This is a genomic window from Pseudomonas sp. G11-1 (assembly GCF_024031555.1).
In the GTDB taxonomy this organism is placed as follows: domain Bacteria; phylum Pseudomonadota; class Gammaproteobacteria; order Pseudomonadales; family Pseudomonadaceae; genus Halopseudomonas; species Halopseudomonas bauzanensis.
Genome location: NZ_QEYQ01000002.1, coordinates 216,254 through 240,779, shown reverse-complemented (window position 1 = coordinate 240,779; position 24,526 = coordinate 216,254). Strand labels below are relative to the sequence as shown.

The window sequence follows — 24,526 nt, the reverse complement described above, 5'->3', positions numbered from 1 at the left end:
TGCTCGAACCTCCCAGGCATCCAGCGGACTATGGAAGGCTGGTGACTACAGATCCTCCCCCAGAAACCCGCCCGACTGCCGTGCCCATAACTGGGCATATAGTCCGCCCTGGCTGATCAACTCGGCATGACTGCCGTCTTCGACGATACGCCCCTGATCCATGACAATCAGCCGGTCCATTTCGGCGATGGTCGATAGTCGGTGGGCGATGGCGATCACGGTTTTGCCCTGCATCAGTTGATTGAGATTTTCCTGGATCGCGGCTTCGACTTCCGAATCCAGCGCCGAGGTGGCTTCGTCGAGAATCAGGATGGGCGCATCCTTGAGCATGACGCGGGCAATGGCGATGCGCTGGCGCTGGCCGCCGGAAAGCTTCACACCGCGCTCGCCGACATGGGCATCATAGCCGCGACGGCCCCGGGCATCGCTCAAACCGGGGATGAAGCCGTCAGAATGGGCATTGCGCGCGGCCTGCAGCATCATCTCCTCGGTGGCGTCGGGGCGGCCATAGAGAATGTTGTCCCGTACCGAACGGTGCAGCAGCGAGGTGTCCTGGGTGACCATGCCGATATGCTCGCGCAGGGAGTCCTGGCTGACCTCGGCAATATTCTGCCCATCGATGAGAATGCGCCCGCCCTCCGCGTCATAGAAGCGCAGCAGCAGATTCACCAGGGTCGACTTGCCGGCCCCGGAGCGGCCCACCAGGCCGATCCGCTCGCCGGGACGGATGTGCAGATGCAGGTCATCCATCACCCCATGACCTTTGCCGTAATGAAACCGTACATGCTCGAACTGGATCTCGCCCCGGCTGACTTCCAGGCGCTTGGCATCCGGCTGATCGGTGATCAGTTGCGGACGGGAGATGGAGTTGATGCCGTCCTGCACGGTACCGACGTTCTCGAACAGCGCGGAGATTTCCCACATGATCCACTGCGACATGCCCCACAGACGCAACACCAGACCCACGGCCACCGCCACGGCGCCGACGCTGATGCTGCCCTGCAGCCATAGCCAGAGCGCCAGTCCGGTCACGCCCGCCAGCAGCATGCCGTTGAGCAGGTAGAGCGAGACGTTGACCAGGGTAACCAGCCGCATCTGGCGATAGACGGTTTCCATGAAGCCGGTCATGCCTTCGCGGGCGTGGGTGGCTTCGCGGCGGGCATGGGAGAACAGCTTCACCGTCTGGATATTGGTGTAGCTGTCGACCACGCTGCCGGTCATTACCGAGCGTGCATCGGCCTGGGCCTCGGCGACTTTGCCGAGTCGCGGGATGAAGTAGCGCATCATCAATGCATAGCCGGCCAGCCACGCCAGCATGGGGATGATCAGCCGCCAGTCGGCCAGCCCGACCACCAGCAGGGTGCCGAGGAAATACACCACCACGTAGTTGAGCACGTCGATCAGCTTGATCACGCATTCGCGTACCGCCAGCGCCGTCTGCATCATCTTGGTGGCGATACGGCCGGCAAATTCGTCCTGGTAGAAGGCCATCGACTGTCTGAGCAGATAACGATGCACCAGCCAGCGGATGCGCATCGGGTAATTGCCCATCAGCGTCTGATAGCTGAACAGCGAGTTGACCAGGATCAGCAATGGCAGCAGGGCCATGACCACCAGGAACATGCCGGTGAGCTTGAGCCCCTCGTTCTGCAGAAAGGTGCTGCGGTCCTGATTCGATAGCCAGTCGACGATATTGCCGAGGAAGCTGAACAGCCAGACTTCGGTGATGGCAATGCTCGCCATGAGCAGGGCGGCAATGATCAGAAATGGCCAAGAGCCGCGGGTGTAGTGCAGACAAAAAGCCAGTAGCTGGCGCGGGGGTTGGATCGGTTCTTCGGCAGGGAAGGGATCGAGACGTTGTTCAAACCAGCGGAACATGGAAGCAGCCTGTTGAAAACAGCAAAGGCTGGGCATTATGCGCGCAGAGGGGAGCATGGCTCAAGTGATGGAAGGGCCGAGTGTCAATGCTGACGACTACGGGAGAAACGTACCTTGCGGGAGCGGGCTTGCCCGACGGCAAGACTTTTGTTGTGCCGTGCCCCACAATGGCCGGAATGATTCAGGCCATAGGTGATCCATGTCCTGGTGGAATATGTTTTTGGGAATGCTGTTGATGACCGATCAGGAGACCCTGCTGGAAAAGCGCCGCGACGATTACGGTACGTTGCGCATCACCGAGAACCGGGAAGGCTATCGCTTCCTCTATTTCGGCGAGCAGACCGAACAGAGTTGCATCTTCCTGGCCGATCCTGCGTGGCTGGAATATGACTATACCCGGGCAATGTTGCTGGGGACCTTCTGGTGCAGATCTAACCCGCAGATGACGCTGTTGGGGTTGGGCGGTGGGGCCCTGGCCAATTGTTTGGTACGGCATTTTGCCCCCGCCGGGGTGCGGGTGATCGAGCTGCGTGGGGAGGTGCTGGCGTTGGCGCGGGAGTGGCTGAGGCTTTCAGCCGACCCGCGATTGCAGGTCAGCATCGGCTGTGCCGAGAAGTATATTGCCGCCGCGCCGACCAGTTGCGATCTGCTGTGCGTCGACCTGTACATGGAGGGCGGCCTATCGCGTCTGCAACTGCAGGCGGACTTTTTCGCCGCCTGTCAGCGGGCATTGCGGCCCGGCGGCGTGCTGGTGATCAATCAATGGCAGATGGGCGAAACCGGCTTGCCTTATGCCGCCGCGATGCTGCGGGACCTGTTTGGCGACAGCTATCTGCAGGCGCAGGTCGAGGAGGGCAATATCATTCTATTCGTCCCGGCGGCGGGTGATCCGCCGCTGGCGCTGGACCGGTCGGCATTGGGCGCCTGGGCGGCGGGGCTGGAGCCACAGTTGGGCTACTCGCTTGCTCCCTACATCCGAGACCTGTCCCGCGCCGGAGATCATTAAGCCAGCTCAGCCTTCCGTGCGCTGTTGCCCGGTAAAGTGCAGCAGGTCGCCGCAGCGTCGGCATTGATAGCGCCGGCCTCGACGCACCAGGGCATGGCGCTGGGGCGTGAACGGAATGCCCTCTGGGCAGCCACAGCGGTAGAGATAACGTGTGCTGCGTCGCCGCGCAACGGCGTAGTCATGACAGCGCCGGGCAGGCAAACCATACAGGTCGGTCATCAAGGTTTGCCACTCCCGGCCATGGGCGCGAATCTCGCCGCCAAACAGCGCATGGGCGATCAGATGCGCGACTTCATGGGGAACGGTCTGCAGCAGAAAGTCATCACGGTTTTCCCGGTACATCTGCGCGTTGAACCGCAGCAGGTTGCGGTTCAGGTAGGCAACGCCGGCCTTCTGCCCGCGTAGATCGAGGCTGACGCTGGGGCGTTCGAAGGGGCGGGAGAAGCGCTGCTCAGCCAACTGATAGCAGTGTTCCAGGCGGTGCAGTATCTGATCCATATGCTAGAAGATCCCGCTATCCAAGCCCGCGGCCATATACAGGCCCAACTCTTCGGCTTCCTCGACAAAGCTGTCTTGCCACTCGCCGCACAACACCAGTGGGTCGCGGGCCCAGTTCCAGCGCAGGCCGATGACGATGCTCTCCACCGCGCGGCGGGTGCCGGTGCCGTCCATGCCGGCGCGGATGTACAGTGCGCAGGGCAGCCCCTGTTTCTCTTCCAGTACCGGGTAGTAGCAGCGATCAAAGAAGTCTTTCAGGGCGCCGCTCATGTAACCGAGGTTTTCCGTGGTACCGAGGATGATGGCATCGGCCTGCATCACATCCTCGGGGCTGGCCAGCAACGGCGCCACCCAGCGGGTCGCGACATTCTCGATGTCGGGGCTGGCGGCCCCGCGCAGCACGGCCTCCACCAGCTTGCGGGTGTTATCCGATGGTGCGTGGGCGACCACCAGCAGGCATTTTTTGGGCATGGTTTTTCTCCTTCCGGAGGGTAAGGCTGGATGCGGGGCCCAGTGTAGACGTTTAGGCCATTGATTGGCGAGATACCCGATCCTGATATAGGTTGGATAGGAGACTCAATGAACTCCAACCAGATCAGAGGCTTGCATGCTGCGGATTGTGACAACCATCAGTGCGCTGCTGGCCGGTATTGCCCTGTTGCTGATGGGCTCCGGCTTGCTCAATACCCTGGTACCCCTGCGCGGTGCTACCGAGGGGTTTTCAGATCAAGCGTTGGGTTTGTTCGGTTCGGCCTATTTCGCCGGCTTCATGCTGGGTACCTGGGTATGCCCCAAGTTGATCCGCCGCATGGGACATATCCGCGCCTTCGCCTTCTTCGCCTCGGCAGCAGCGGCTTGCATCATTCTGCATGTAATCCATGTCGATATGCTGTTCTGGCTGCTGCTGCGCCTGATCACCGGGATGGTGCTGGTGGGCGTGTATACCTCCATCGAGAGTTGGCTGAATACCGGCGCACCCAAGGAGCGGCGGGGACGGGTATTCGCGGTCTATATGGCGGTCAACCTCGGGGCGCTGGCGCTGTCCCAGCAACTGTTGCAGATGGAAAACCCGCTGGCTAACCTGATGTTCGGGATAGCGGCCTTATTCGTCATTGTCGCGATCATGCCGGTAGTAGCAACCCGGCTGCCGCAGCCGGAAATCCTTGAGACCACGACGTTGTCACTCAAGGCGTTATGGCGGGCAGCCCCGGTGGCCTGTGCCGGCGCTGTACTATCGGGTCTGGCGATGGGGGGCTTCTGGGGGTTGGGAGCGCTCTATGCGGGGCGGGTCGGTATGGATACCGGTCAGATTGCCACCTTCATGTCCCTGGTGATCGTCGCCGGGGCATTGTTTCAGTGGCCGATGGGAGTGCTCTCGGATCGTATCGACCGGCGTCTGGCATTGGTGATCGTGGCGGGTATCGCTGCAGTCGGGGGGCTGCTGATGGCGTTGTTGAGCGGTTCCACCACCTGGCTGCTGGTCGGTGCGGTAATCTTCGGCGCCGGTTCGTTCTCGGTTTACCCCACTGTGGTCGCACACCTGATTGACCATTTGCACAAGGAGGAGGTGCTGTCCGGCAATGCCGGGCTGCTGATGCTGCAGGGTGTCGGTTCGGCGATTGGACCGGCCTTGGCCGGCTGGCTGATGGGTGTTACCTCGACGCTGATGTTGCCGCTGTACTTCGCTGTGATGTTTGCCGCCAGTGCGCTGTTCAGTCTGTTGCGCTGGCGTGACACCAGCGATCGCATTGTCGAGGAGCCCGCCCACCATGTCAGCATGGTAACTACTTCGCCTGAGGCGCTGGAAATGGTGGTGGATGAGCAGAAACCGGACGAAGCCGCCGGCCCGGTGCGTACCGAGGCGGGCGATGATGGCATCGCCCGCTGATCGAGCTTACCGGCGGTTGATCTGGTAGATCGCCGTGGTGCCGCTGACTTCGTTGCCGACAATCAACAGGGGTTCGCCATTGGGCGAGTCCTCGGCGGTAACGAACACCAGTCCTTCGGGACCCAGGTCACCGGTCTGGGCCAGGAGTTCAGGCGATTCTTCCAGATCGGCTTCCCAGTCTTCACGGGTATTCAGGTAATCCTGAAATTGCGGCGCGGTAGGATCGGTGATATCGAACACCATCACTCCACCCATGCGCTCCAGGCCAATGAAAGCGAAGCTCTGCTCGTTGATACGACCGACGGTAATGCCTTCCGGCTCGGGGCCTTTGGCATCGCTGCGGCTGTCGAGTGTGCCGACTTCATCGTGACCGGTATTGAAGTACAGATCGCAGGGAATATCGCGGGCCGCTCGCAGTTGGCAGTCATGTTCGGTCTGGTTGGCCAGGAACTGCTCGAAAAAGTCGCCGGAATCCCACACCTGTTCGCCATTTTCATCCCAGATGGAGAAGGAACGGGCGCCATAGGAGTACAGCTCATCGTACATCAGTAGATTGCCGGCGGGGTTTGCTGCGCCGCTGGCATCGAACAGCATCGGGCTGCCGTCGGCATTTTTGCGATAGCCATTCACCCAGCTGATATTCAGACGGCCCAGCTCATCATCCGCGCGGCAAGCGCCGGGCGCGGCTGCGGTGGCGCCACAGTAGGCGAAGGTGTCCGGGTTGAGCAGGGCACCGTCAGCCAGGGCAGCCAGCTGCGGCGGCAGATCGTCATTGGCCCGGCGGCGGAAACCGTCGCTGTGCACCAGATGCTTGACGCGGAACTCCTCGACGAAGCCCAGGCTGGCATCACCTGCCCAGTATTCATCGGTGTCCTCACCCCAGGCGCGGGCATCGCCTTCGTTAGCCGAAACGATATAGGTCTTGCCGTCCACGCTGTAGCTGCTGATTGCGTCGGGGTGATACATACCAACCACACCGGGACGAGGTTCGATGCGAATGAGCCCGTCTTCCTCATCGCTGGCATCGATGCCGTTGCCTTGCGCGCCATAATCCTTGAAGCCCAGGGGCAGGATATCCGTGACGGTGGCGCTGGCGATGTCCAGCTTGGCAAAAGCGTTGTTTTCCTGCAGAGCGACCCAGGCGGTGCTGCTATCAGCGGAAACGGTGATGTACTCCGGCTCCAGGTCACGAGCAACGCTCGCCAGGTTGTTATGGCCATAAGCCTGGGTATTGTCAGCCGGACCATAGATCCGCACACCGGCGTCGAGCAGGGCTTGCCGCTGTTCATTGAAGCTCTCGAAGCCGGCCGTGCGAACGCTGCCGAAGCGGTTGCTCTCAGCGAGCACCTCAACGATGCTGATCGAGCCTTCGGGGTCGACCGAGTAATCATCATTCGGCTCGCCTTCATTGGCGACTAACACGTACTTGCCATCGGGCGTAAAGGTAAGCATGTCGGGCAGGGCGCCGACCGGCCGGCTGTCCAGCAGCTGCAAGGTCGTGGCATCGTACAGTTCGATGGTGCCCAGGTCGGTCTTGATGGCCGCCTCGACAGCCACGGCGAGCAAGCCATCGTGCCAGGCTACGCTGTTGACGGTGGCGTTCTCGATTTGAGCAACCAGCGAGGTGATATACGCTGGGTTGGCCGGGTCGGCGGCATCCAGCACATCCACCGCACCGGATAGGGCGTTGACCATGAATATACGTTGGTTGACCGGATCGAAGGCAGGAATTTCCGCTGCGCTCTGGCCATACTCACCGGTGGCATAGCTGCCCAGCTTGCTCAGTTCGATACTGATCCTGGGGGTGGTGTCGCCGGCCCCCCGGTCACTGTCACTGTCGCTACCCAGGCAGCCGGTAAGGCTGACGGCCACGGCTGTCGCTATCGCAGTCAAGCTCCATCTGTTCATTATTCGTTCTCGTGAAGTGAATTGGCCAGATAGTCATACGCACTCCCTGTTGCATTTTCATGGCGGGCAGATGGCTGTTTTATGGCCAGATGATGGCTAAACTGGTGGTATGAACAAGCCAACCGCTCAAGACCTGTTACCGCCCGACTTTGATGAGCAGGTGCTCTGGCTGCTCGAAGAAAATCCCCAGGGTATCGGTGAGTTCGCATTGCTCCGGCACCTAGCCACGGCATTTCCCCACTCGGTGTTCGCCGTACCGGGAGCGATGCGCGATCCATTGCAGCTGTTCCAGCTGCATTTCCTGCTGTTCCACGGCTTGTATCGGTTATCCGACGCGCTGGTCGACTCCCGGCGCGAGTTATCGATCGAAGCGCTATGCATCAGTTTGCAACCGCGGCAGGTAAGGGGGCCGGGAGTACAGGTCAACGATCCGCTGCGCAGCTACTACCTCGATTGGAACCAATGGCTGGAGACCAGCGCCGAAGATGTGACCCGTCTGCTGGATGACTTTTGGCGGGGCCAGCGCGAGCCGGTAACGCAGTGTCAGCTGGACTGGGCGCGGGAGATATTGGGCGTGGCCAGGGACGACGGGGTAGCCGTGATCAAGCAGCGTTATCGTCGGCTGATGATGCAGCATCATCCCGACCGGGGCGGCAATGTCGAGCGGGGCAGCGAGATCAACGAGGCTTACTTAATTCTGAATCGCTATTACCGCGAAGCGGGAAGTCGCTAATCACTCTAATGCGGTGGGTTCAAATTCCAGCGGATTTGACTATAGTCAAGGCATGGTTGCTGCGACAGGATGTCGCAGCGATCTGCCGCAAGGGCTGAGAAAACTGGCGCTGCGGGACAATAATAATCAGGAGGTCAGACCATGATCCAAAACGTAGTGGGACTCTTCACCAACCCCGACCGTGCCTGGCGAACCATCAAGGGTGAGGAAACCGTTATCGGACCGCTCTACCTGGTTCACGTGTTGGTGCTTGCGGCTATCCCCGCCGTTTCCGCTTATATCGGCACCACGCAGGTCGGTTGGACCATCGGTACTCTTGAGCCGGTCAGACTCACTCAGGCCAGCGCTCTGCAGATGACCTTTCTCACCTGGCTGGCGATGCTCGCCGGGGTGGCTGTCATGGGGGCCTTCATTCATTGGATGTCCCGTACCTATGATTCCAACCCTACCTTGAGCGATTGCGTGGTCTTTGCTGCCTACACCGCCACCCCGCTGTTCCTTGCCGGTCTCGCGGCGCTCTACCCGAACCTGTGGTTGGCCATGTTCGTCGGCACGGCGGCTATCTGTTATACGGTATATCTGCTCTATCAGGGTATCCCCATCTTCATGGATATTCCGCAGGATGAGGGCTTTCTATTCTCCAGCTCGATCCTGGCGGTAGGTCTGGTGGTGCTGGTAGGCATGATGGCTACCGCAGTGATCTTCTGGGGGCTGGGGATCGGACCGATCTATCTTCGATAAGTGAGTGAGGCCGCGCCGGCGTCCTGCAGACGCCTCGCGGCCAGGGCTTCAGCTTGACAGACTTCCCATCGGAATTTCCCTGATCCACCCCCTGCGCCGTTGCCTGCCCCCCGTTTCGGGGTAAAATGCCGGGTTTTGATATCCGGGTTCCCGCCATGTCCAGTCTGAGTGTCAACCAGAACAAGCTGCAGAAACGCCTGCGGCGCCTGACTGCCGAAGCAGTCACCGATTACAACATGATCGAGGATGGCGACAAGATCATGGTGTGCCTGTCGGGCGGCAAGGACAGTTACACGCTGCTGGACATGCTGCTGCATCTGCAGAAGGTGGCGCCGATCAAGTTCGAAATCGTCGCGGTGAACCTGGACCAGAAACAGCCTGGTTTCCCCGAAGAGGTACTGCCGGCGTATCTGGACGAGCTGGGCATTCCCTACCATATCCTCGAGCGTGACACCTATTCGGTGGTCAAGGAAAAGGTGCCGGAGGGCAAGACCACCTGCTCGCTGTGTTCGCGCCTGCGCCGGGGCAACCTCTATACCTTCGCGGATGAAATCGGCGCGACCAAGATGGCGCTCGGGCATCACCGTGACGATATCGTCGAGACCTTCTTTCTGAACATGTTCTATGGCGGCAATCTCAAGGCCATGCCGCCGAAACTGCGGTCCGATGATGGCCGCAATGTGGTCATTCGTCCGCTGGCTTATTGCAGCGAGAAGGACATCGAAGTGTATGCCCAGCTGCGCGAGTTTCCGATCATTCCCTGCAACCTCTGCGGCTCGCAGGAGAATCTGCAGCGTCAGGTGGTCAAGGACATGTTGCAGAGCTGGGACCGGGAAACACCCGGTCGGGTGGAGAATATCTTCCGTGCGTTGCGGCATGTGCAGCCGTCGCAACTGGCCGATGCCAAGCTGTTCGATTTCGCCAGCCTGAAGATCGATGCCAGCGCCGCGCCGCGTTTCGTCGATCTGATGAACCTCTGACCGGGATACCCAATGCGCGATTACCGCTGGCTTGAAGAATATTGCCTGAACCGCTTCGGTTCCCGTGCGGCGTTGGAAGCACGGCTGCCGACACCTCGTTCTGCTGATGAGCTGCGGGCGTTGAGCGATGACCGTTACCTCTCGGCGATGGCTCTGCGGGTATTCCGTGCCGGTCTCAAGCACAGCGTGGTGGATGCGCGCTGGCCGGCCTTTGAGGAGGTATTCTTCGGCTTCGATCCGCACAAGGTGGTGTTGATGAGCGCCGAGCATATCGAACGCCTGATGCAGGACACGCGCATCATCCGCCATCTCGCCAAGCTGCGCAGCGTGCCGCGCAATGCCCAGATGGTGCTGGATCTGAGCCGGGAATACGGCAGCATGGGCAACCTGATCGCCGATTGGCCGAGCGAGGATATCGTCGGCCTGTGGCGGTTGCTGGCCAAGCGCGGCAACCAGCTTGGCGGGTTGTCGGTGCCGCGCTTTCTGCGGATGGTCGGCAAGGATACCTTTGTCACTACCGACGACGTATTGGCTGCGTTGAAAGGCATGGGGGTGCTGGATCAGGCCAAGGCTACGAGTCAGCGGGACCTGGCCCTGGTGCAGGATGCATTCAACCAGTTGGGCCGTGAAAGCGGCCGTCCCTTGGGGCAGCTGTCGGCGATGTTGGCTTTTACGGTGAATCATTGAGTTACAAGCGAAGTCTGATCCTGGATCTCGCGACTTGACCTCAAGTCCTTGTCAGTGCAAGGTTATCCGGTGTTCCGGGCGAGGTCGGGTAATGCGTGCTATTCATCTGCTGCTGGTATTGTCATTGGCTGTCCTGGCCGGGTGCGCCAGTGCGCCGCAAACACCAGCGCCTTCTGCTGCAGTGCCGAGCGCACCGCCAGCCCCGCCGGCTGCCGTCAGCCATGATCAATTGCTGTTCCATGCCTTCAGCCTGGTGGGTACACCTTATCGCTACGGTGGTAGCTCGCCGGAGTCGGGGTTCGATTGCAGCGGTCTGATCAACTATGTCTATCGTGAGTCTGCGGGCCTGACGCTACCGCGTACCACCGCTGGGCTGAGCGCCTTGCCCGGCACCACCTCGGTCAAATCCCTCCGGCCGGGCGATCTGGTGCTGTTCTCCACGGGTGGCAAGCGAGTCGATCACGCCGGTATCTATGTCGGTGATGGCCGTTTTCTGCATGCGCCCAGCACCGGTGGCCGGGTGCGGGTGGATGAGCTGGATGCCAGCTATTGGCAGCGTGCCTATGCCAGTGCCCGTCGGGTGCTGGATTGAGGCGAGAGGTATATCCCTGAAGTCTGCGGGAGGGCTGCCCGCTCCGGCCTCGGATGTCGATAGCCAGAACCAACCTTTCGCCCTCATGGTGACAGCAACCGTTACAGCGGCTGGATTCGCTCGATAAGCCGGTCCTTTTCCACCAGTTCGAGAAACTCGTCGCCCAGGCGCTGGCTGTTGGCCATTGCCTGGCGCCAGTAGTTTTCGCGTCCTGCGTCATCACCTACGAAGCGGCGATAGTCCCGGCGGTCCGGGAGTTTGCCATAGGGTAGGCGGGCCAGGTAGGTGGGCGATGGGGCTACCAGCAGTACGTCACCGATCTGCTCGGCATTGGCTCGCCGCCAGGGCAGCGCCTTGTCGAACCAGCCCGGTACCACCCGATCCAGAAAATGGGGATACAGCACCACGCCTGGCGCGCGCCAGGGCAGGTCCAGGTGGTAATCCAGCAAGCCGCCGTCACGGTAGACACCCTGGCTGGCGCCGGGAATATCGCGCACGGCCTCCATGACCATGGGGATCGAGCCGGAGGCGAGCAGGGCGGGGCGCAGATTATCGCAGTTGAGTGATACGTAACTGGTAATGAAGTCCTGCAGCTCGGGCAGCGGCGGGTGCAGGCGTTGGTCGTGCAGGATGACGCGCTCGAACCAGCGTCGCAGATGGCGACGGCCGAGCAGGTTGGCGCCAATGACGCCGCCCAGCCCCAGCCCCAGGCGTGACGGGTGATCATGCTGCAGGAGCCGCAGGCTTTTCACGGCGACGATATTCAGGTGGTAATGGGGATTGTCGAGAATGCTCTGGTCCTGATCGTCCAGCAACTGGTCCAGCATGTGCGCGCAGCGACGGCTGATCTCGGCCACGGTGATGCCCTTGGGGAAGCGCTGGGCCGTGTACAGCTCGCCCAGGCGGCGCAGGCCGGCGACCGGGTCAGGAAGGCATACGCTGGCGAATCGCCAACTGCCGATGGAAGCACCAACCAGGCTGCGTGGCTGCGGTGTCCGGGGCAGCCAATCGCCGAAGATGGCCATGTCCAGACCCTGAATGCCCAGCGCTTTGGGGCCCCCCGCTGCGCCGGGTATCAAATGCACGTCAGTTGGCTGCAGGCCATTGTTACGAATATGCTGCAGCGCTCGTTCACCGGCTCGCAGGGTGAGGGCTGGCGCGGAAATATGAATGGCGGTCATGCGAATCCCTGCATTGGCCGAGTGCGACTCGGCCATTTTTAAGGTTCAATTCAGTTTGTCGGTCTACTATTCAATTGTGTTCAAACAACGGAGCGACATGATATGAAAAAACTTATTGCACTGTCTTGCGCAGCTTTTCTGGGCCTGGGTTCGGCTGCGGTATTCGCCGATGATGATGTGAGTTCGGCCGAAGCAGCGAAACTGGTAGAGGAAGGCAAAATCAAAGCGCTGGACAGCCTGGAAGAAAAGGCTCTGTCCGTCAAGGCCGGTCAGATTACCGACCGTGACCTGGAACATGAATATGGCCGCTATATCTACAAGCTGGATATCCGCGCCGATGACGGCACCGACTGGGACATCGATATTGACGCCAGCACCGGTGAAGTCCTCAAAACCGAACAAGATGACTGATCGATTTCTGGCACTGAAGCCGGCCGCCTTGTGCGGCTGGCTGTGTTTTGGTCTGCTGCTCGGATGGACCTCGCCGGCAGCAGCCGATGATATCGATCATGATGAAGCGTTGGAGCTGGCCGAGCGTGGGGTGATACTGCCATTGCAGACCTTGATCGCCGATGCCCTGGAGCGCTATCCGGGGCGTTTTCTCGAGGCTGAACTCGAGCATGATGATGGGCGTTACATCTACGAGATGGAAATAGTCACCCGGGATCGCCGGGTGCTGGAATTGGAGTACGACGCCGTGACCGGTGTGCTGCTCGATGTGGACGAGGATGATTGATGCGGCTGTTGCTGGCTGAAGACAATGTAGCGCTGGCCGACACGCTCTGTACCAGCCTGCGCCAAGCCGGTTATGCGGTCGATTGGCGAGCCGATGGTCGGGATGTACAGTTGCTCGGTGAACAGGAGCCCTACGACCTGTGCATTCTCGACCTGGGCCTGCCCGGCCGCGGTGGTCTGGAGGTGCTGCAGGCCTGGCGCGGTCAGGGCCTGAGCTTGCCGGTGCTGGTGCTCACCGCCCGGGGTAGCTGGACCGAGCGGGTCGAGGGGCTGCGCGCTGGTGCTGATGATTACCTGACCAAACCTTTCCATCCGGAAGAGCTGCTGCTGCGCATCCAGGGATTGTTGCGACGTAGCCATGGGCGTGAGCCCCAGAACCAGTTGCACGCGGCCGGCCTGAGCCTGGATGAAACCACCCAGCAGGTCTCCGGGCCCGGGCTGGAAGCCGTGCAACTGTCGGCCAGTGAATTCCGCTTGCTGCGCTGTTTCATGCTGCACGCCGGTCAGTTGGTATCCAAGGCGCGGTTGGCCGAGCACTTGTACGATTATGAAGCCGAGCGGGACTCCAATGTGATCGAAGTGCTGATCAATCACCTGCGTCGCAAGTTGGGCAAGCAGACCATCGAGACCCGCCGCGGTCAGGGGTATGTACTGGTGGGGCGACAGGTTTGAGGTCCATCGGTCGTCAGTTGGGCGGTGGCTTGCTGCTGGTCCTGTTGCTCACGGTGATGCTGGTGGGGCAGGGCAGCGTGTGGTTGTTCGACCGCGCTCTGCGTGATTACCTCGGTACTGACCTGCAGCGGGAAACCGATGCGCTGCTGGCAGCACTTACTCCGGGACCGAGCGGCTTGTATCTCGACTTGCAGCGAGTCAGTCCGGATTACCAGCGGCCATTCTCGGGTCGCTATTTCGTATTGCAGACCACGGAGCGCTGGCGCTCCCGCTCGCTGTGGGACCAGCGTTTGCCGCTGGACGCAGAGGGGTTGCAGAATACCCTGGTCCCCGGGCCGGCAGGTCAGCAGTTGCTGGTGCACTCGGGGCGTTTCAACAAGCTCGGTGAGACAGTGACCATCAGTGTGGCCATGGATTACGAGCCGCTGCTGGAAGCCTTCAGCCGGGCCAGGTGGTGGATCTGGGGCCTCGGTGGGCTGGCGGTGGTAATCGCCCTGATGATTCAGCAGGGCCTGCTGCGCCGGGCGCTGCTACCGCTGCATCGCGCCCGCCGGGAACTGGCAGAGTGGCGCACTGGCCAGCGTCTGGAACTCAGCGATGATGTACCTCAGGAGCTGTTGCCGCTGGTCCACGAAATCAATCATCTGGGTGCCCAGGTAGATCAGATCATCCAGCGTTCACGCAAGGGTGTCGGTGATCTCGGCCATGCGCTGAAGACCCCGCTGGCGGTTACCGAGAGCCTGGTGCGTCAGGCGGAGCTGCCAGCCAACGACAAGCAGGCCATCGCCGCGCAGCTGGAGGATATCCGTCGGCAGCTGGAGCGAGCACTGCAGCGCTCGCGGCTGGCACCGGAAAGCCAGGCCGGTACCCGCTTCCATCCTGCTCAGGACCTGCCCTGGTTGATTGACTCGTTGCGGCAGATCCATGGCGAGCGGGTGACCATCGACAGTCCCGCGCATCCGGGACCGGAATGGCCTTTCGAGCGCGAAGACATGCTGGAGCTGTTGGGTAACCTGCTGGATAACGCCTGCAAGTGGGCCCGCAGCCAGGTGCGTGTGGATTGGGAGCTGAGCGCCGAGGCATTGCTGCTGCGGGTAGAGGACGATGGTCCGGGTATCGATCCCGCGAACCGGGAGCGGGTATTGCGGCGGGGCACCCGGCTGGATGAAAGCGTCACCGGCCATGGCCTGGGGTTGGCGATCGTCGGGGATCTGGTGGAAGTGTACGGCGGTGAGCTGGAACTGCTGGACAGCGAATCGGGTGGGCTGGTGGTGCAGGTAAGACTGCCGGGACCACGGAGGTAAGCTGGCGGCAGGCGAATGCGATGCCGGCCGGCAGGGCCATCATCGGCCCTGCAAGTCGCCGCCACCGCGGTCAAGGTTTGCGCGCTGCAGCGGCGTGGCAAGCAGCGGCTTTTGGTGGGAGCGGCCTTGGCCGCGTATGGCTGGGAGAATCTTGCCGGGTCAGAGCACCATCGCTGCGGCCCAGCCGAAGGCGATCAGCGGCAGGTTGTAATGCAGGAAGGTCGGCACCACGGTATCCCAGATGTGATTGTGCTGGCCGTCCATGTTCAGGCCGGCGGTGGGTCCGAGTGTGGAGTCGGAGGCGGGCGAGCCGGCATCCCCCAGGGCGGCAGCGGTACCGACCAGCGAGACGATGGCCAGCGGGCTGAAGCCCAGTTGCAGCGCCAGCGGCACGTAGATGGCGGCGATGATCGGAATAGTGGAGAACGACGAGCCAATACCCAGGGTGATCAGCAAGCCGACCAGCAGCATCAGCAGGGCCGCCAGCGGTTTGTTGTCGCCGATGGCAGCGGCGGAACTGGTGACCATGGCCTCGATATCGCCGGTGGCCTGCATGACCGAGGCAAAGCCGTTGGCGGCAATCATGATGAAGCCGATCATGGCCATCATTTTCATGCCTTCGGTGAACAGGTCATCAGCTTCGCGCCAGCGCACCACGCCCGAGGCGGAGAACACCACGAAACCGGCCAGCGCGCCCATGATCATCGAGTCCAGCCACAGTTGTATGGAGAAGGCGGCGATCACGGCCACCAGCGCCACCAGCAGGGTCTTGGGCGTATAGTTAACCTTCTCCGGTGTTTCCCCGGTACCTATCGCCGCGGGGGCGTAATCCCGGCGCTTGCGATAGCTGAAGAAAGCTACGGCCAGACCGCACAGCATGCCCAGCGCGGGCAGGGCCATGGCCTGCATGACACTGATACCGGCCACGTCCAGACCGCCATCCCGGACATTGGCCAGCAGGATGTCGTTCAGAAAGATTCCACCAAAACCCACCGGCAGGAACATATAGGGAGTGATCAGGCCGAAGGTGAGTACGCAGGCGACCAGGCGGCGATCCAGTTTCAGCTTGTTCATGACGAACAGCAGCGGCGGGACCAGCAGCGGAATGAAGGCGATATGGATCGGCAGGATATTCTGCGAGGCCAGGGCTACCACCAGCAGCATGAACAGGAGAATGATGCGCAGTTTTCCGGTACCACCTTCGCGCTGGCCGTTGATCATGAGCAGGGCGCGGTCCGCCAAAGCGTGTGCGGTGCCGGATTTGGCGATCGCCACGGCGAAGGCGCCGAGCAAGGCATAGCTCAGGGCTACGTTGGCACCTTTACCTAGGCCATTCTGAAATGCCTGCAGAGTGGCATCCAGGCTCAAGCCGCCCAGCAGGCCACCGGTAACGGCGCCGATAATCAGCGCCACGACTACGTGTACACGGCACAGGCTCAGGATGAGCATTACTGCTACCGCAACGACCACTGCGTTCATGGTTACGTCCTGTTCGAAAGATCAATTGCAAGGGAGGGCGCGTACTCTGCCGCATGGTTCTGGTGCTGTCAAAAGTTCCAGATGAAATTGTTTCGGGTCAATACCTGGCTGGTGCACCGCAAACCGGCGTCCATGGACGCCGTTGCGACTAGGCACTGTCGCCTCAGATTCTGAAGCGCCCGATCAACCCGCTGATCTGCTGACCGATGCGCGCCAGATGCTGGCTGGCCTGGGCCGTCTGCTGGGCGCCGTCGGTGGTTTCCCGAGCCAGCTCTGCTGCCTCGGTCACGTTGCGGTTCACATCTTCCACCACGGTGGATTGCTGGGTGGTTGCGCTGGCAATGGACGCATTCAGGCTGACCAGATGCTGCATCGAGGTGGCGATCTGTTCCAGCGCCTGTCCTGCGGCATTGACCTGCTCGACGCTGAGCTCGGAATAGCGGCTGCTTTCGTTGATCACGCTGACCACCGATTCGGTATTGGTCTGCAGGCGGGTGATCATGCCGTGGATTTCCTCGGTGGACTTCTGGGTGCGCTGGGCCAGGTTGCGCACCTCATCCGCCACCACGGCGAAACCGCGGCCCATTTCGCCGGCGCGGGCGGCCTCGATGGCGGCGTTGAGCGCCAGCAGGTTGGTCTGCTCGGCAATGGCGCGGATCACATCCAGTACCGTGGCAATCTCCCGGGCATCGGCAGACAGCGTAGCCATGTGGTCCACTGCGGTATTCACGCTGGTAGACAGGTGCTGAATCTGCGCGATGGTCTTCTCCACCTGCCCCCGGCCGAAATCAGCGCCCTCGTTGGCGTTCTCCACTTCCTGCGCGGCGGCGTTGGCATTCTGCGCCACGTCCTGTACGCCGTAGGTAATCTCATTGACCGCTGTGGCCATGAGTTCCATGCGTTCGGATTGGCGGGTCATGCCGGCGAGACTGGCATGGCTGATCTGGTCCAGTTGCTGGCTGGCACTGATCATCTGGTTGGCGCCGTCGCCCAGTTGCTGAATCAGCTTGCGCAGATTGCCGGTGAAGGTATTGAAGTGCCGGGCCAGCAGGGCCAGCTCATCCTGCCCTCTGGCGTCCAGCGTGCGTGTCAGGTCACCGTCGCCATCGGCGATCTCACTCATGGCTCGCACCACATGATCCAGCGGCCGGGTGATGCTGCGGCCGATGACATACAGGCTGGCAATCATGATCAGTAGGATCACCGCTACCACCGACAGCGCCCAGATGACCTGGGTACGGAACCGGCTCTCCATTTCGGTCAGCAGGATGCCGGTGCCGATCATGTAATCCCACGGCTTGAAATGGGTGAACGCGGCCAGGCGGCGGACCGGCGTACCCTCGCCAACGGTGCCGCCCGGTTTGACCCAGTCATATTCGTAGTAGCCGGTACCCTGATTGCGTGCCAGCTTGACCATCTCCTGGATGACGCTGACGGAGCCGTCGCGACCCAGGGTGCTGAGGTCGACACCTTCGGTTTCCGGTGCGAAGGGGTGCATGCGCATGACATAGTCCATGCCATTGACCCAGAAATACTCGTTGCCGTCGTAGCGCAAGCCGCGCAGGGTTTCGAGTGCCTGCTGCCGCGCCTGCTCGCCGGTGAGTTCGCCACTGAGTTCCCGGGCGTGGTAATGGGCCAGCAGCCCATGTGCGGTTTCCACCAGGTGGGTGGCTTTGGTGATCTGAGCGGAATGGATTTCCTTGCGCAGATGGTCGAGTGAAATGAAAGTAAGCACCAGCAAGCTGGCGAGCGAGACAATCAGGATGAGCCACATCCGTTGGTTAATTCTTATTCTGCGCAACAGGTCCATTCTTCCCTCTCCGGCATCTGTTTTCTGGTAACTGCGGCCTGGCTGAGCCAGACTACCTTCTGCTTTATCGGTCGGATTGGCGGATACTGAAGTACTTTTCACTTGCTGGCCAGTGTCGATAGGCCACTATTCGTCAGCTGAATCTCTCTGTACGGCGATCCGGCTGCAACTCCGCGCCATTGTGGAGCTTCCGGTGGTTGCTACGGCGTGCTAAATTGCCGCCGCTGTTCGGCAGGGATGGCACTTTTCGCCTACGCCCCGGTCTATCTGTTTGTTTCCCAAAGGATATTTTATGCAGTTATCTATCAAGAGCTTGTCCCTCGCAGCCCTATTGAGCACAGCCGTGGTATCCAATGGTGTGATTGCGGATGCCAAAGAAGCCATCGACCCGCCGGAAGAGGCCGTTCTGACCGAAGATATCGCCGGCAAAGTAGTGGTCGGCTGGGTCGAGAAGGGGCTGATCCTGCCCGAGGAAGCCGTCGTCAAGGTCAAAGTGGATTCCGGCGCGCTGACTTCGTCCATGCATGCGGTGAACATGGAACGCTTCACCCGCAAGGGCAAGCGGTGGGTGCGTTACGACGTACCGGTGGTGGATGCTGATACTGGAAACAAGGTCACCCTGCATTTCGAGCGTCCGGTATATAGACAGATGACCGTGCGCGGCGCCGGTGGCGAGGACTATCGGCCGGTGGTGAAGATGCGCATGTGCATTGGTAACCGGGTCTACGAGGAGCAGTTCTCCTTGCGCGATCGCAGCGATATGACCTACCCGGTTCTGCTTGGTCGACGTACCATCGAACACATCGGTCTGATCGACGTATCCGATACCTTCATGCTGCCACTGGACTGCCCGGATGCGGCCAGCGAAGACGAGCGCGACCGGCAGCAGCAGATGAAGGAAGACGCCAATCTGGTGGATGACAGCCAGATCGACCAGCCGTCAGAAGCGGAAGAAGAAGACGACGAGCAGGAAGGCGGTGAGTGAGCCGTCAGGCCATCTCAAGCTGACAGCCAGCCCAGCACCGCCGTGGCGAGTACCACCAGCCACGGCGGCAGTTTCCAGAATACCAATGCAACGAGCGCAGCGAGCGCCAGGGCGAAGCTCTTCGGCGTAGTAATGGCGCTGGTCCACACCGGCTGATACAGCGCCGCCAGCAGCAGGCCCACCACCGCAGCATTGATACCCGCCAGCGCCGCCCGGGTGCGGGGGCTGTGACGCAGCTGCGCCCAGAACGGTAGCGCACCGATCACCAGCAGAAACGATGGCAGGAAGATCGCCAGCAGGCAGACCAGCCCAGTGACCCAGCCGGGCGGGCCGAAGTCCATCGCCGTGCCGAGAAAGGCGGAGAAGGTGAACAGCGGACCGGGCACGGCCTGGGTTGCGCCATAGCCCGCCAGAAAGGTATCGATATCCACCCAGCCGGGTTGCACCGTTTCCGCCTCCAGCAGTGGCAACACTACATGCCCACCGCCGAACACCAGTGAGCCTGCTCGATAGAAGCTGTCCACCAATGCCAGCATCTGGCTGGGGATCAGTGTGACCAGCAGGGGCAAGCCAAGCAGGAGAAGGAAAAACAGCGCCAAGGCCATCGAGCCGGTTCGACGCGTGATATGGACTGGCAATTCATCCTGCTGTTCATCTGTGTCGGGGCTGATGAGCAGGAGACCGAGCAAACCGGCAATCAATAGAATCAGCGGCTGGCTCCAGATGAAGGGCAGCAGGAGCGCCGCAATGGCGCTGCTGGCCATCAGCGTGATGCGCAAGCGGTCGGGGCACAGAGTGCGGGCCATGCCCCAGACGGCTTGAGCGACGACCGCTACGGCCACGACTTTCAGCCCCTCCAGCATGCCGGCATTCAGGCTGTTCTGGTAGGCCAGCGAACTGGCAAACAGTATCAGTACCAGAGCCGAGGGCAGGGTGAAGCCGGCCCACGCCGCCAGCGCACCGCGGTAACCGGCGCGGGACAAGCCCAGCGCCAGGCCCACCTGGCTGCTGGCCGGGCCGGGTAGGAACTGGCAGAGAGCGACCAGGTCGGCGTAGCTGCGTTCGGCAAGCCAGCGACGGCGTACAACGAACTCCTCGCGGAAGTAACCCAGATGGGCCACGGGGCCGCCGAAGGAGGTCAGGCCCAGACGCAGAAATATCAGAAATACCGACCAAGGGCTGCGATCAGTGTCGGGAGAGCGTGCGGGCGCAGCCTGGGTCATGCCATTTCTGTCCGGTCTGGTTGGGAGGGCTTACCACATGAGATCGTCAGGTACTTTGAAATCGGCATAGGGGTCATCTTCTGCCGCCTGTTCGGCTTCCACCTTGGCAATGATTACCGGCCAGTGGGGCGCACGTTCGGCGACTTTCTCCGCGATGTCCAGCGGGATGATTTCGAAATGCCCGGAGAGCCGTACGATACCCAGCTTGCCGCGGCTGAGCTTGCCGAACTGCTCCTCGGTGACGTAGATCTTCTTGATCTTGTTCTTGGCCACGAACTGGTACGCGGTTTCCCCGCCGCTGCGGTCCAGTTTGGCCTGCTCGATCAATTGCTTGGCCTGGGCTTCGCGCTCGCGACGGGCGGTCTCCTCCTGGCGTTGCAGGTTCAGCTGGCGATCGCGCTCGGCCTTGTCGGCACGTGCCTTCTCCACCGCGGCTGCGGTGTCATGTACCTTTTCCGGAGTGTTCTTGGCGGCCTTCTTCTTGGCGCGTTGGGCCTGCTTGAGTTTCTTTTCGTCGACCAGTCCGGCCTTGAGCAACTGGGCTTGCAGTGAATTGACCATACTGTGGAACTACCTGTTACGCGGCTAAAAATGAGAGTGACGCATTCTAGCATCAGTCCTGTTGCTTCTCCCGCCTCTCTTGCGCTTCGAGTTCAGCTTGCCGGGCTTTGATGCGCTTCATCTGCTCATCGCCGATCGGCATCTTGTTGGCGGTCTTGCGCAACATATACAGCCCGCCGATGACAGTAGCAAGAATGATGATAATGAAAAGCCAGCCGATGCCAGACATGTCGAGCTCCTTTGTTGGAAGGTCTGCTCTCAGGATGGTTAATGGATGAGCGTATGGCAAATAAAAGCGATATGGTTGAAGGCGAGGCTTGACTTAATCTGACGAAATATTAGAATGCGCGCCTGCTTCGATGACAGGCACATGAGTGTCGGTGTCGGACAGATGCGCAGCGGTAGTTCAGTTGGTTAGAATACCGGCCTGTCACGCCGGGGGTCGCGGGTTCGAGTCCCGTCCGCTGCGCCATATACAAAGCCTTTGATCAGTGATGGTCAAAGGCTTTTTTCGTTTCTGGCGGCCGGAGCCGCCAGGGGCTGACTCAGTTGCCGGGGTATTCGGCGACGACTTCGAGTTCGCCTTCCTTGGTCAGTCCGACCACCTGATAAGGATCCTGGCGGTCGCCGTATTCCATGCCGGGCGAACCCATCGGCATGCCGGGCACGGCAATGCCCAGCAGATCGGGCCGTTCCTTCAGCGCCAGTACCTGGGCAGCGGGCACATGGCCTTCGATGAACTGACCATTGATCACGGCGGTATGGCAGGAGCCGAGTTGCGGTGGTACGCCCAGTTCCTGTTTCACCGTCGCCATGTTGGCTTCGACATGGTCGTTGACGCTGAAGCCATTGCTTTCCATGTGTTTGATCCAGTCCTTGCAGCAACCGCAGTTGGCGTCACGGTGCACGTCAATGGTCAGACTGTCGGCGGCCTGGGCAAAGCCGCCGATCAGCAGGGCAGTAAGAGCTATGAGACGTAGTCTGGTGCGCATTCCATATTCCTCGTTGGTATTTATCGTTGATCAGCTGCAGCCGCCGCAGCAGGTGGTGTGGCCAGCATGCGCGCCAGCCGCCGCAGCAGGGTAGCCGGCTGCGTCCAATGCGCTGATCAGCGCTGCACTGTCGGCACTTCCGGCAACCGTGACCTTGCTATCCTCGAGGCTGACCTGGACGTCAGTCACGCCGGCGACAGCCATCAGCGCTTCGGTGACATGTTTAACACAATTGTTGCAGGTCATTTGCTGAACATTGAATTGAAGAGAACTCATGATGGCGCTCCTTGTGCGTGACATGCTCGAATTTTCAACCCTGACACGATGGCAAGGTCAACCCGGCTCCCGACTTTTTTTGAGCGTCTAAAATGCCTACGCTTTGCCTTCTACCGAATGAGTGGAATCTCCACGGCCCCATCGGTTGACTCTCCCGCTGGCGCGTGAATTCGGGCGCTGGCGGGGGCGCCTTTACTTACCTGTGAAAACCTCTTAGTCTTCCACCCGCTTCAGGTTCCTGCCCGGTATTGCCCGGCAGGTTAAACAGGGAAGCCGGTGCGTCTGTTCCAGACTATCCCGGCGCTGCCCCCGCAACGGTAAATGAGAGTCGGATTACCTCAAGGTACTATCTGACAGATGATTCAGCACGACCACTGTGCCTGCACGGGAAGGTCGAATCATCGGATATTCATCCGCTCATGAGCCCGGAGACCGGCCTGTCGCATATCACAGCAGTGCGGCGGGCTCTGCGGGTGTAGCGTTTTCATGCTGGGTCTGAAACCGTCTCCCCAACTCCGTTCGCCGACTGCATAACCAGCCATGCCGTACGGGTGAGTACGGCGACGGAGCACAGATGAAGTTTGCACGCACCTCCCTGGCGATGGCCCTGATGGCCACGGCCGCTTTTTCCCATGCCGAATCCCTTTCCCTGGACAATCAGGTCGTTACCGCCACCCGCACCGGGCAGTCCCTGGGTGCCAATCTGGGCGCGGTAACACGACTGGACCAGCGCGCCATCCAGCGCCTGCAGCCGACCGATATGCTGGATCTGCTGCGCCGTACTCCGGCGCTGAGCATCGTCAACAATGGCGGCGCGGGCAAGTCCAGTACCTTTGGCATTCGTGGCAGCAGCAGTGACCACGTGCTGGTGCTGATCGACGGGGTGCGTATTGGCTCGGTTACCAGTGGGAGCGCCGCGTTGCACAATCTGCCCATCGAGCAGATCGAACGTATCGAAATCGTGCGTGGGCCGCGTTCCAGCCTGTATGGCTCCGAAGCCATCGGCGGCGTGATCCAGGTCTTTACCAAGCGCGGTACCGGTGGTGATCCCAAACCTTGGATGTCGCTCACTGCCGGCAGCCGGAACCACCATGGGGGCAGTGCCGGTGTCTCCGGCGGCATCGGGCAAGGCTGGTACAGCGCAGCGGTGACCAGCCTGTCCACCCGTGGCATCGATGCCCGGCCTGGCCGTGGTGATCCGGATAACGATGGTTACCGCGAGCTCTCCGGCAACCTGCGCGCCGGCTATCGTTTCGACAATGGCCTGGAGCTGGAAGGCCATGCGCTGGAATCCCATTCCCATAGCGACTTCGATTCGGGCTACAAGGCCAATAACGACTCGAAGCTGAAAACCCACGGGCTCAATGCCCGCTTCTCACCGCTCGAACCCTGGCGGGTGACACTGCAGGCGGCGCGCAGCGAAGACAAGAATGACACCTTCAATGGCAGCACTTTCAACAGCCGTTTCGATACCCGGCGCGACAGCCTGGGTTGGCAGAACGATATCGATCTTGCGCCTGGCCACCTGCTGACCCTGGGTTTCGACCACCTGACCGATGAAGTCAGCAGCAGTACGAACTACAGCGAGAACCGCCGCACCAACAAGGGCTACTACGCCCAGTACCTGGGGCAGCGTGGTGTGCATGAATGGCAGCTGAGCCTGCGTCATGATGATAATGAACAGTTCGGTCGCTACAACACCGGCAGCATCGCCTACGGCCTGAGCCTGACTGACAACCTGCAATGGGTGGCCAGTTACGGCACCGCATTCAAGGCCCCCACTTTCAACCAGCTGTACTACCCCGGCTTCGGTAACCCGGATATCAAGGAAGAAACCTCGCGCAATATCGAAACCGGATTGCGGGGCGAGCACGATTGGGGTAACTGGGCGGTCAACCTGTTCCGCAATGAAGTGGAAGATCTGATTTCCAGCGTGAATCTCGGTGGTGGCATCTATCTGTCGGAGAACATAGACAAGGCGGTGATCAAGGGAGTGGAGTTCGAGATTGCCAGCCACTGGCTGGGCTGGGACTGGAGCAGCAACCTGACCTTGCAGGACCCCGCCAACCGCAGCTCTCGCCCGGGGCAGGGCGATCTGCTGGCCCGCCGGGCCGAGCAGATGTTCAACCTGGATATCGACCGCCGTTTCGGCCGCATTGGCGTCGGCGCCGGTCTGCATGCCGAAGGCCGACGCTGGGATAACGCCGCCAACAGCAACGAGCTGCACGGCTACAACACCATCGATCTGCGCGCCGAGTACTGGTTCAGCCATGCCTGGCGGCTGCAGGCGCGCATCAGCAATCTGTTCGATACCGACTACGAGACCGCTGCGAGCTATCAGCAGCCGGGGCGCGCCGGCTATCTGACGGTGCGTTATCAACCCTTGTAACAGTAAGA

The 24,526-nt window shown here is 60.9% G+C and carries 25 protein-coding genes, 1 tRNA gene, 1 pseudogene and 1 riboswitch; of the genes and pseudogenes, 14 read left to right on the top strand and 13 right to left on the bottom strand.

Going from position 1 to position 24,526, the window contains the following annotated elements:
- Nucleotides 1-45 precede the first annotated feature (45 nt).
- The gene (locus tag DHB74_RS07270; RefSeq protein WP_280165540.1) at nt 46-1,878 is read right to left on the bottom strand and encodes an ABC transporter ATP-binding protein; all 1,833 of its coding nucleotides are present in this window, start codon (nt 1,876-1,878) and stop codon (nt 46-48) included.
- Nucleotides 1,879-2,113: 235 nt separating this feature from the next.
- Here DHB74_RS07270 and DHB74_RS07265 point away from each other — a divergent pair, with 235 nt between their 5' ends.
- Nucleotides 2,114-2,884 carry a spermidine synthase gene (locus DHB74_RS07265; protein ID WP_499161118.1) on the top strand — a complete coding sequence of 257 codons (771 nt, stop codon included), beginning with the start codon at nt 2,114-2,116 and terminating at the stop codon, nt 2,882-2,884.
- 6 nt (nt 2,885-2,890) lie between these two features.
- Here the strand turns inward: DHB74_RS07265 and DHB74_RS07260 are convergent, their stop codons facing one another.
- A complete protein-coding gene (locus DHB74_RS07260) occupies nt 2,891-3,382 on the bottom strand; it encodes a SprT family zinc-dependent metalloprotease (protein WP_499161117.1) in 492 nt (163 codons plus the stop codon).
- A 3-nt stretch (nt 3,383-3,385) separates the two neighbouring features.
- A complete protein-coding gene (locus DHB74_RS07255) occupies nt 3,386-3,853 on the bottom strand; it encodes a flavodoxin family protein (RefSeq protein WP_499161116.1) in 468 nt (155 codons plus the stop codon).
- Nucleotides 3,854-3,989: 136 nt separating this feature from the next.
- Between DHB74_RS07255 and DHB74_RS07250 the strand changes: the two genes are divergently transcribed.
- The gene (locus tag DHB74_RS07250; protein WP_063608031.1) at nt 3,990-5,270 is read left to right on the top strand and encodes an MFS transporter; all 1,281 of its coding nucleotides are present in this window, start codon (nt 3,990-3,992) and stop codon (nt 5,268-5,270) included.
- A gap of 6 nt (nt 5,271-5,276) precedes the next feature.
- On the opposite strand, the gene DHB74_RS07245 is transcribed toward DHB74_RS07250, so the two are convergent.
- Nucleotides 5,277-7,178, bottom strand: coding sequence for a choice-of-anchor I family protein (locus DHB74_RS07245; protein WP_499161115.1), 1,902 nt, complete (start codon nt 7,176-7,178; stop codon nt 5,277-5,279).
- Between the two features lie 109 nt (nt 7,179-7,287).
- On the opposite strand from DHB74_RS07245, the gene DHB74_RS07240 reads away from it, so the two are divergent.
- The 5 genes from DHB74_RS07240 to DHB74_RS07220 all read left to right on the top strand — a co-directional run bounded on the left by DHB74_RS07240 (nt 7,288) and on the right by DHB74_RS07220 (nt 10,911).
- Entirely contained in the window at nt 7,288-7,911 is a 624-nt protein-coding gene (locus DHB74_RS07240; protein ID WP_074779990.1) for a DNA-J related domain-containing protein, read from the top strand.
- Between the two features lie 141 nt (nt 7,912-8,052).
- Nucleotides 8,053-8,652: a Yip1 family protein gene (locus DHB74_RS07235; protein WP_036992452.1), complete on the top strand. Its 600-nt coding sequence runs from the start codon at nt 8,053-8,055 to the stop codon at nt 8,650-8,652.
- A 155-nt stretch (nt 8,653-8,807) separates the two neighbouring features.
- Nucleotides 8,808-9,632: a tRNA 2-thiocytidine(32) synthetase TtcA gene (gene ttcA / locus DHB74_RS07230; RefSeq protein ID WP_036992618.1), complete on the top strand. Its 825-nt coding sequence runs from the start codon at nt 8,808-8,810 to the stop codon at nt 9,630-9,632.
- A gap of 12 nt (nt 9,633-9,644) precedes the next feature.
- Complete coding sequence (locus DHB74_RS07225; RefSeq protein ID WP_036992451.1) at nt 9,645-10,319, top strand: DNA-3-methyladenine glycosylase I; 675 nt, start codon at nt 9,645-9,647, stop codon at nt 10,317-10,319.
- Between the two features lie 91 nt (nt 10,320-10,410).
- Nucleotides 10,411-10,911, top strand: coding sequence for a C40 family peptidase (locus DHB74_RS07220; RefSeq protein WP_036992447.1), 501 nt, complete (start codon nt 10,411-10,413; stop codon nt 10,909-10,911).
- Nucleotides 10,912-11,012: 101 nt separating this feature from the next.
- On the opposite strand, the gene DHB74_RS07215 is transcribed toward DHB74_RS07220, so the two are convergent.
- On the bottom strand, nt 11,013-12,092 hold the full coding sequence (locus DHB74_RS07215; RefSeq protein WP_074779984.1) for a patatin-like phospholipase domain-containing protein: 1,080 nt from the start codon (nt 12,090-12,092) through the stop codon (nt 11,013-11,015).
- Nucleotides 12,093-12,194: 102 nt separating this feature from the next.
- Between DHB74_RS07215 and DHB74_RS07210 the strand changes: the two genes are divergently transcribed.
- The 4 genes from DHB74_RS07210 to DHB74_RS07195 are packed head-to-tail and all read left to right on the top strand — an operon-like array spanning nt 12,195 to nt 14,803.
- Nucleotides 12,195-12,503, top strand: coding sequence for a PepSY domain-containing protein (locus tag DHB74_RS07210; protein WP_036992445.1), 309 nt, complete (start codon nt 12,195-12,197; stop codon nt 12,501-12,503).
- Complete coding sequence (locus tag DHB74_RS07205; protein ID WP_499161114.1) at nt 12,496-12,828, top strand: PepSY domain-containing protein; 333 nt, start codon at nt 12,496-12,498, stop codon at nt 12,826-12,828. The genes DHB74_RS07210 and DHB74_RS07205 overlap by 8 nt, the downstream gene beginning before the upstream one ends.
- Nucleotides 12,828-13,499 (top strand): response regulator transcription factor, encoded by a 672-nt coding sequence (locus DHB74_RS07200; protein ID WP_036992444.1) that lies wholly within the window; start codon nt 12,828-12,830, stop codon nt 13,497-13,499. The genes DHB74_RS07205 and DHB74_RS07200 overlap by 1 nt, the downstream gene beginning before the upstream one ends.
- Nucleotides 13,496-14,803, top strand: coding sequence for a sensor histidine kinase (locus DHB74_RS07195; RefSeq protein ID WP_499161113.1), 1,308 nt, complete (start codon nt 13,496-13,498; stop codon nt 14,801-14,803). The genes DHB74_RS07200 and DHB74_RS07195 overlap by 4 nt, the downstream gene beginning before the upstream one ends.
- A gap of 159 nt (nt 14,804-14,962) precedes the next feature.
- Here the strand turns inward: DHB74_RS07195 and DHB74_RS07190 are convergent, their stop codons facing one another.
- From DHB74_RS07190 to DHB74_RS07180, 3 genes and pseudogenes are all read right to left on the bottom strand, one after another.
- Nucleotides 14,963-16,282, bottom strand: a complete 1,320-nt coding sequence (locus tag DHB74_RS07190; protein WP_074779978.1) for a Na+/H+ antiporter family protein — start codon at nt 16,280-16,282, stop codon at nt 14,963-14,965.
- Nucleotides 16,283-16,445: 163 nt separating this feature from the next.
- Nucleotides 16,446-17,171 (bottom strand): methyl-accepting chemotaxis protein, encoded by a 726-nt coding sequence (locus DHB74_RS07185; protein WP_499161379.1) that lies wholly within the window; start codon nt 17,169-17,171, stop codon nt 16,446-16,448.
- Between the two features lie 132 nt (nt 17,172-17,303).
- A pseudogene (locus tag DHB74_RS07180) lies at nt 17,304-18,056 on the bottom strand (cache domain-containing protein); the annotation flags it as partial.
- Between the two features lie 328 nt (nt 18,057-18,384).
- On the opposite strand from DHB74_RS07180, the gene rloA3 reads away from it, so the two are divergent.
- Nucleotides 18,385-19,077, top strand: a complete 693-nt coding sequence (gene rloA3, locus DHB74_RS07175; protein ID WP_074779976.1) for a retropepsin-like aspartic peptidase RloA3 — start codon at nt 18,385-18,387, stop codon at nt 19,075-19,077.
- A 14-nt stretch (nt 19,078-19,091) separates the two neighbouring features.
- Here the strand turns inward: rloA3 and chrA are convergent, their stop codons facing one another.
- From chrA to DHB74_RS07160, 3 genes are read right to left on the bottom strand one after another with little or no spacing between them, the layout of a single operon-like run.
- Entirely contained in the window at nt 19,092-20,300 is a 1,209-nt protein-coding gene (chrA, locus tag DHB74_RS07170) for a chromate efflux transporter (protein WP_499161112.1), read from the bottom strand.
- Nucleotides 20,301-20,330: 30 nt separating this feature from the next.
- Nucleotides 20,331-20,861 carry a DUF2058 domain-containing protein gene (locus DHB74_RS07165; RefSeq protein ID WP_499161111.1) on the bottom strand — a complete coding sequence of 177 codons (531 nt, stop codon included), beginning with the start codon at nt 20,859-20,861 and terminating at the stop codon, nt 20,331-20,333.
- Between the two features lie 52 nt (nt 20,862-20,913).
- The gene (locus DHB74_RS07160; protein ID WP_074779972.1) at nt 20,914-21,090 is read right to left on the bottom strand and encodes a DUF2897 family protein; all 177 of its coding nucleotides are present in this window, start codon (nt 21,088-21,090) and stop codon (nt 20,914-20,916) included.
- A gap of 166 nt (nt 21,091-21,256) precedes the next feature.
- Between DHB74_RS07160 and DHB74_RS07155 the strand changes: the two genes are divergently transcribed.
- A tRNA-Asp gene (locus DHB74_RS07155) sits at nt 21,257-21,333 on the top strand.
- 73 nt (nt 21,334-21,406) lie between these two features.
- Here the strand turns inward: DHB74_RS07155 and DHB74_RS07150 are convergent.
- Together DHB74_RS07150 and DHB74_RS07145 are read right to left on the bottom strand one after the other, a co-directional pair.
- A complete protein-coding gene (locus DHB74_RS07150) occupies nt 21,407-21,853 on the bottom strand; it encodes a DUF411 domain-containing protein (protein WP_036992431.1) in 447 nt (148 codons plus the stop codon).
- A gap of 30 nt (nt 21,854-21,883) precedes the next feature.
- Nucleotides 21,884-22,129: a heavy-metal-associated domain-containing protein gene (locus DHB74_RS07145; RefSeq protein WP_074779970.1), complete on the bottom strand. Its 246-nt coding sequence runs from the start codon at nt 22,127-22,129 to the stop codon at nt 21,884-21,886.
- 215 nt (nt 22,130-22,344) lie between these two features.
- Nucleotides 22,345-22,584, top strand: a riboswitch (cobalamin riboswitch).
- Between the two features lie 119 nt (nt 22,585-22,703).
- Here DHB74_RS07145 and btuB point away from each other — a divergent pair.
- Entirely contained in the window at nt 22,704-24,518 is a 1,815-nt protein-coding gene (gene btuB / locus DHB74_RS07140; protein WP_235833944.1) for a TonB-dependent vitamin B12 receptor, read from the top strand.
- Nucleotides 24,519-24,526: the final 8 nt, after the last annotated feature.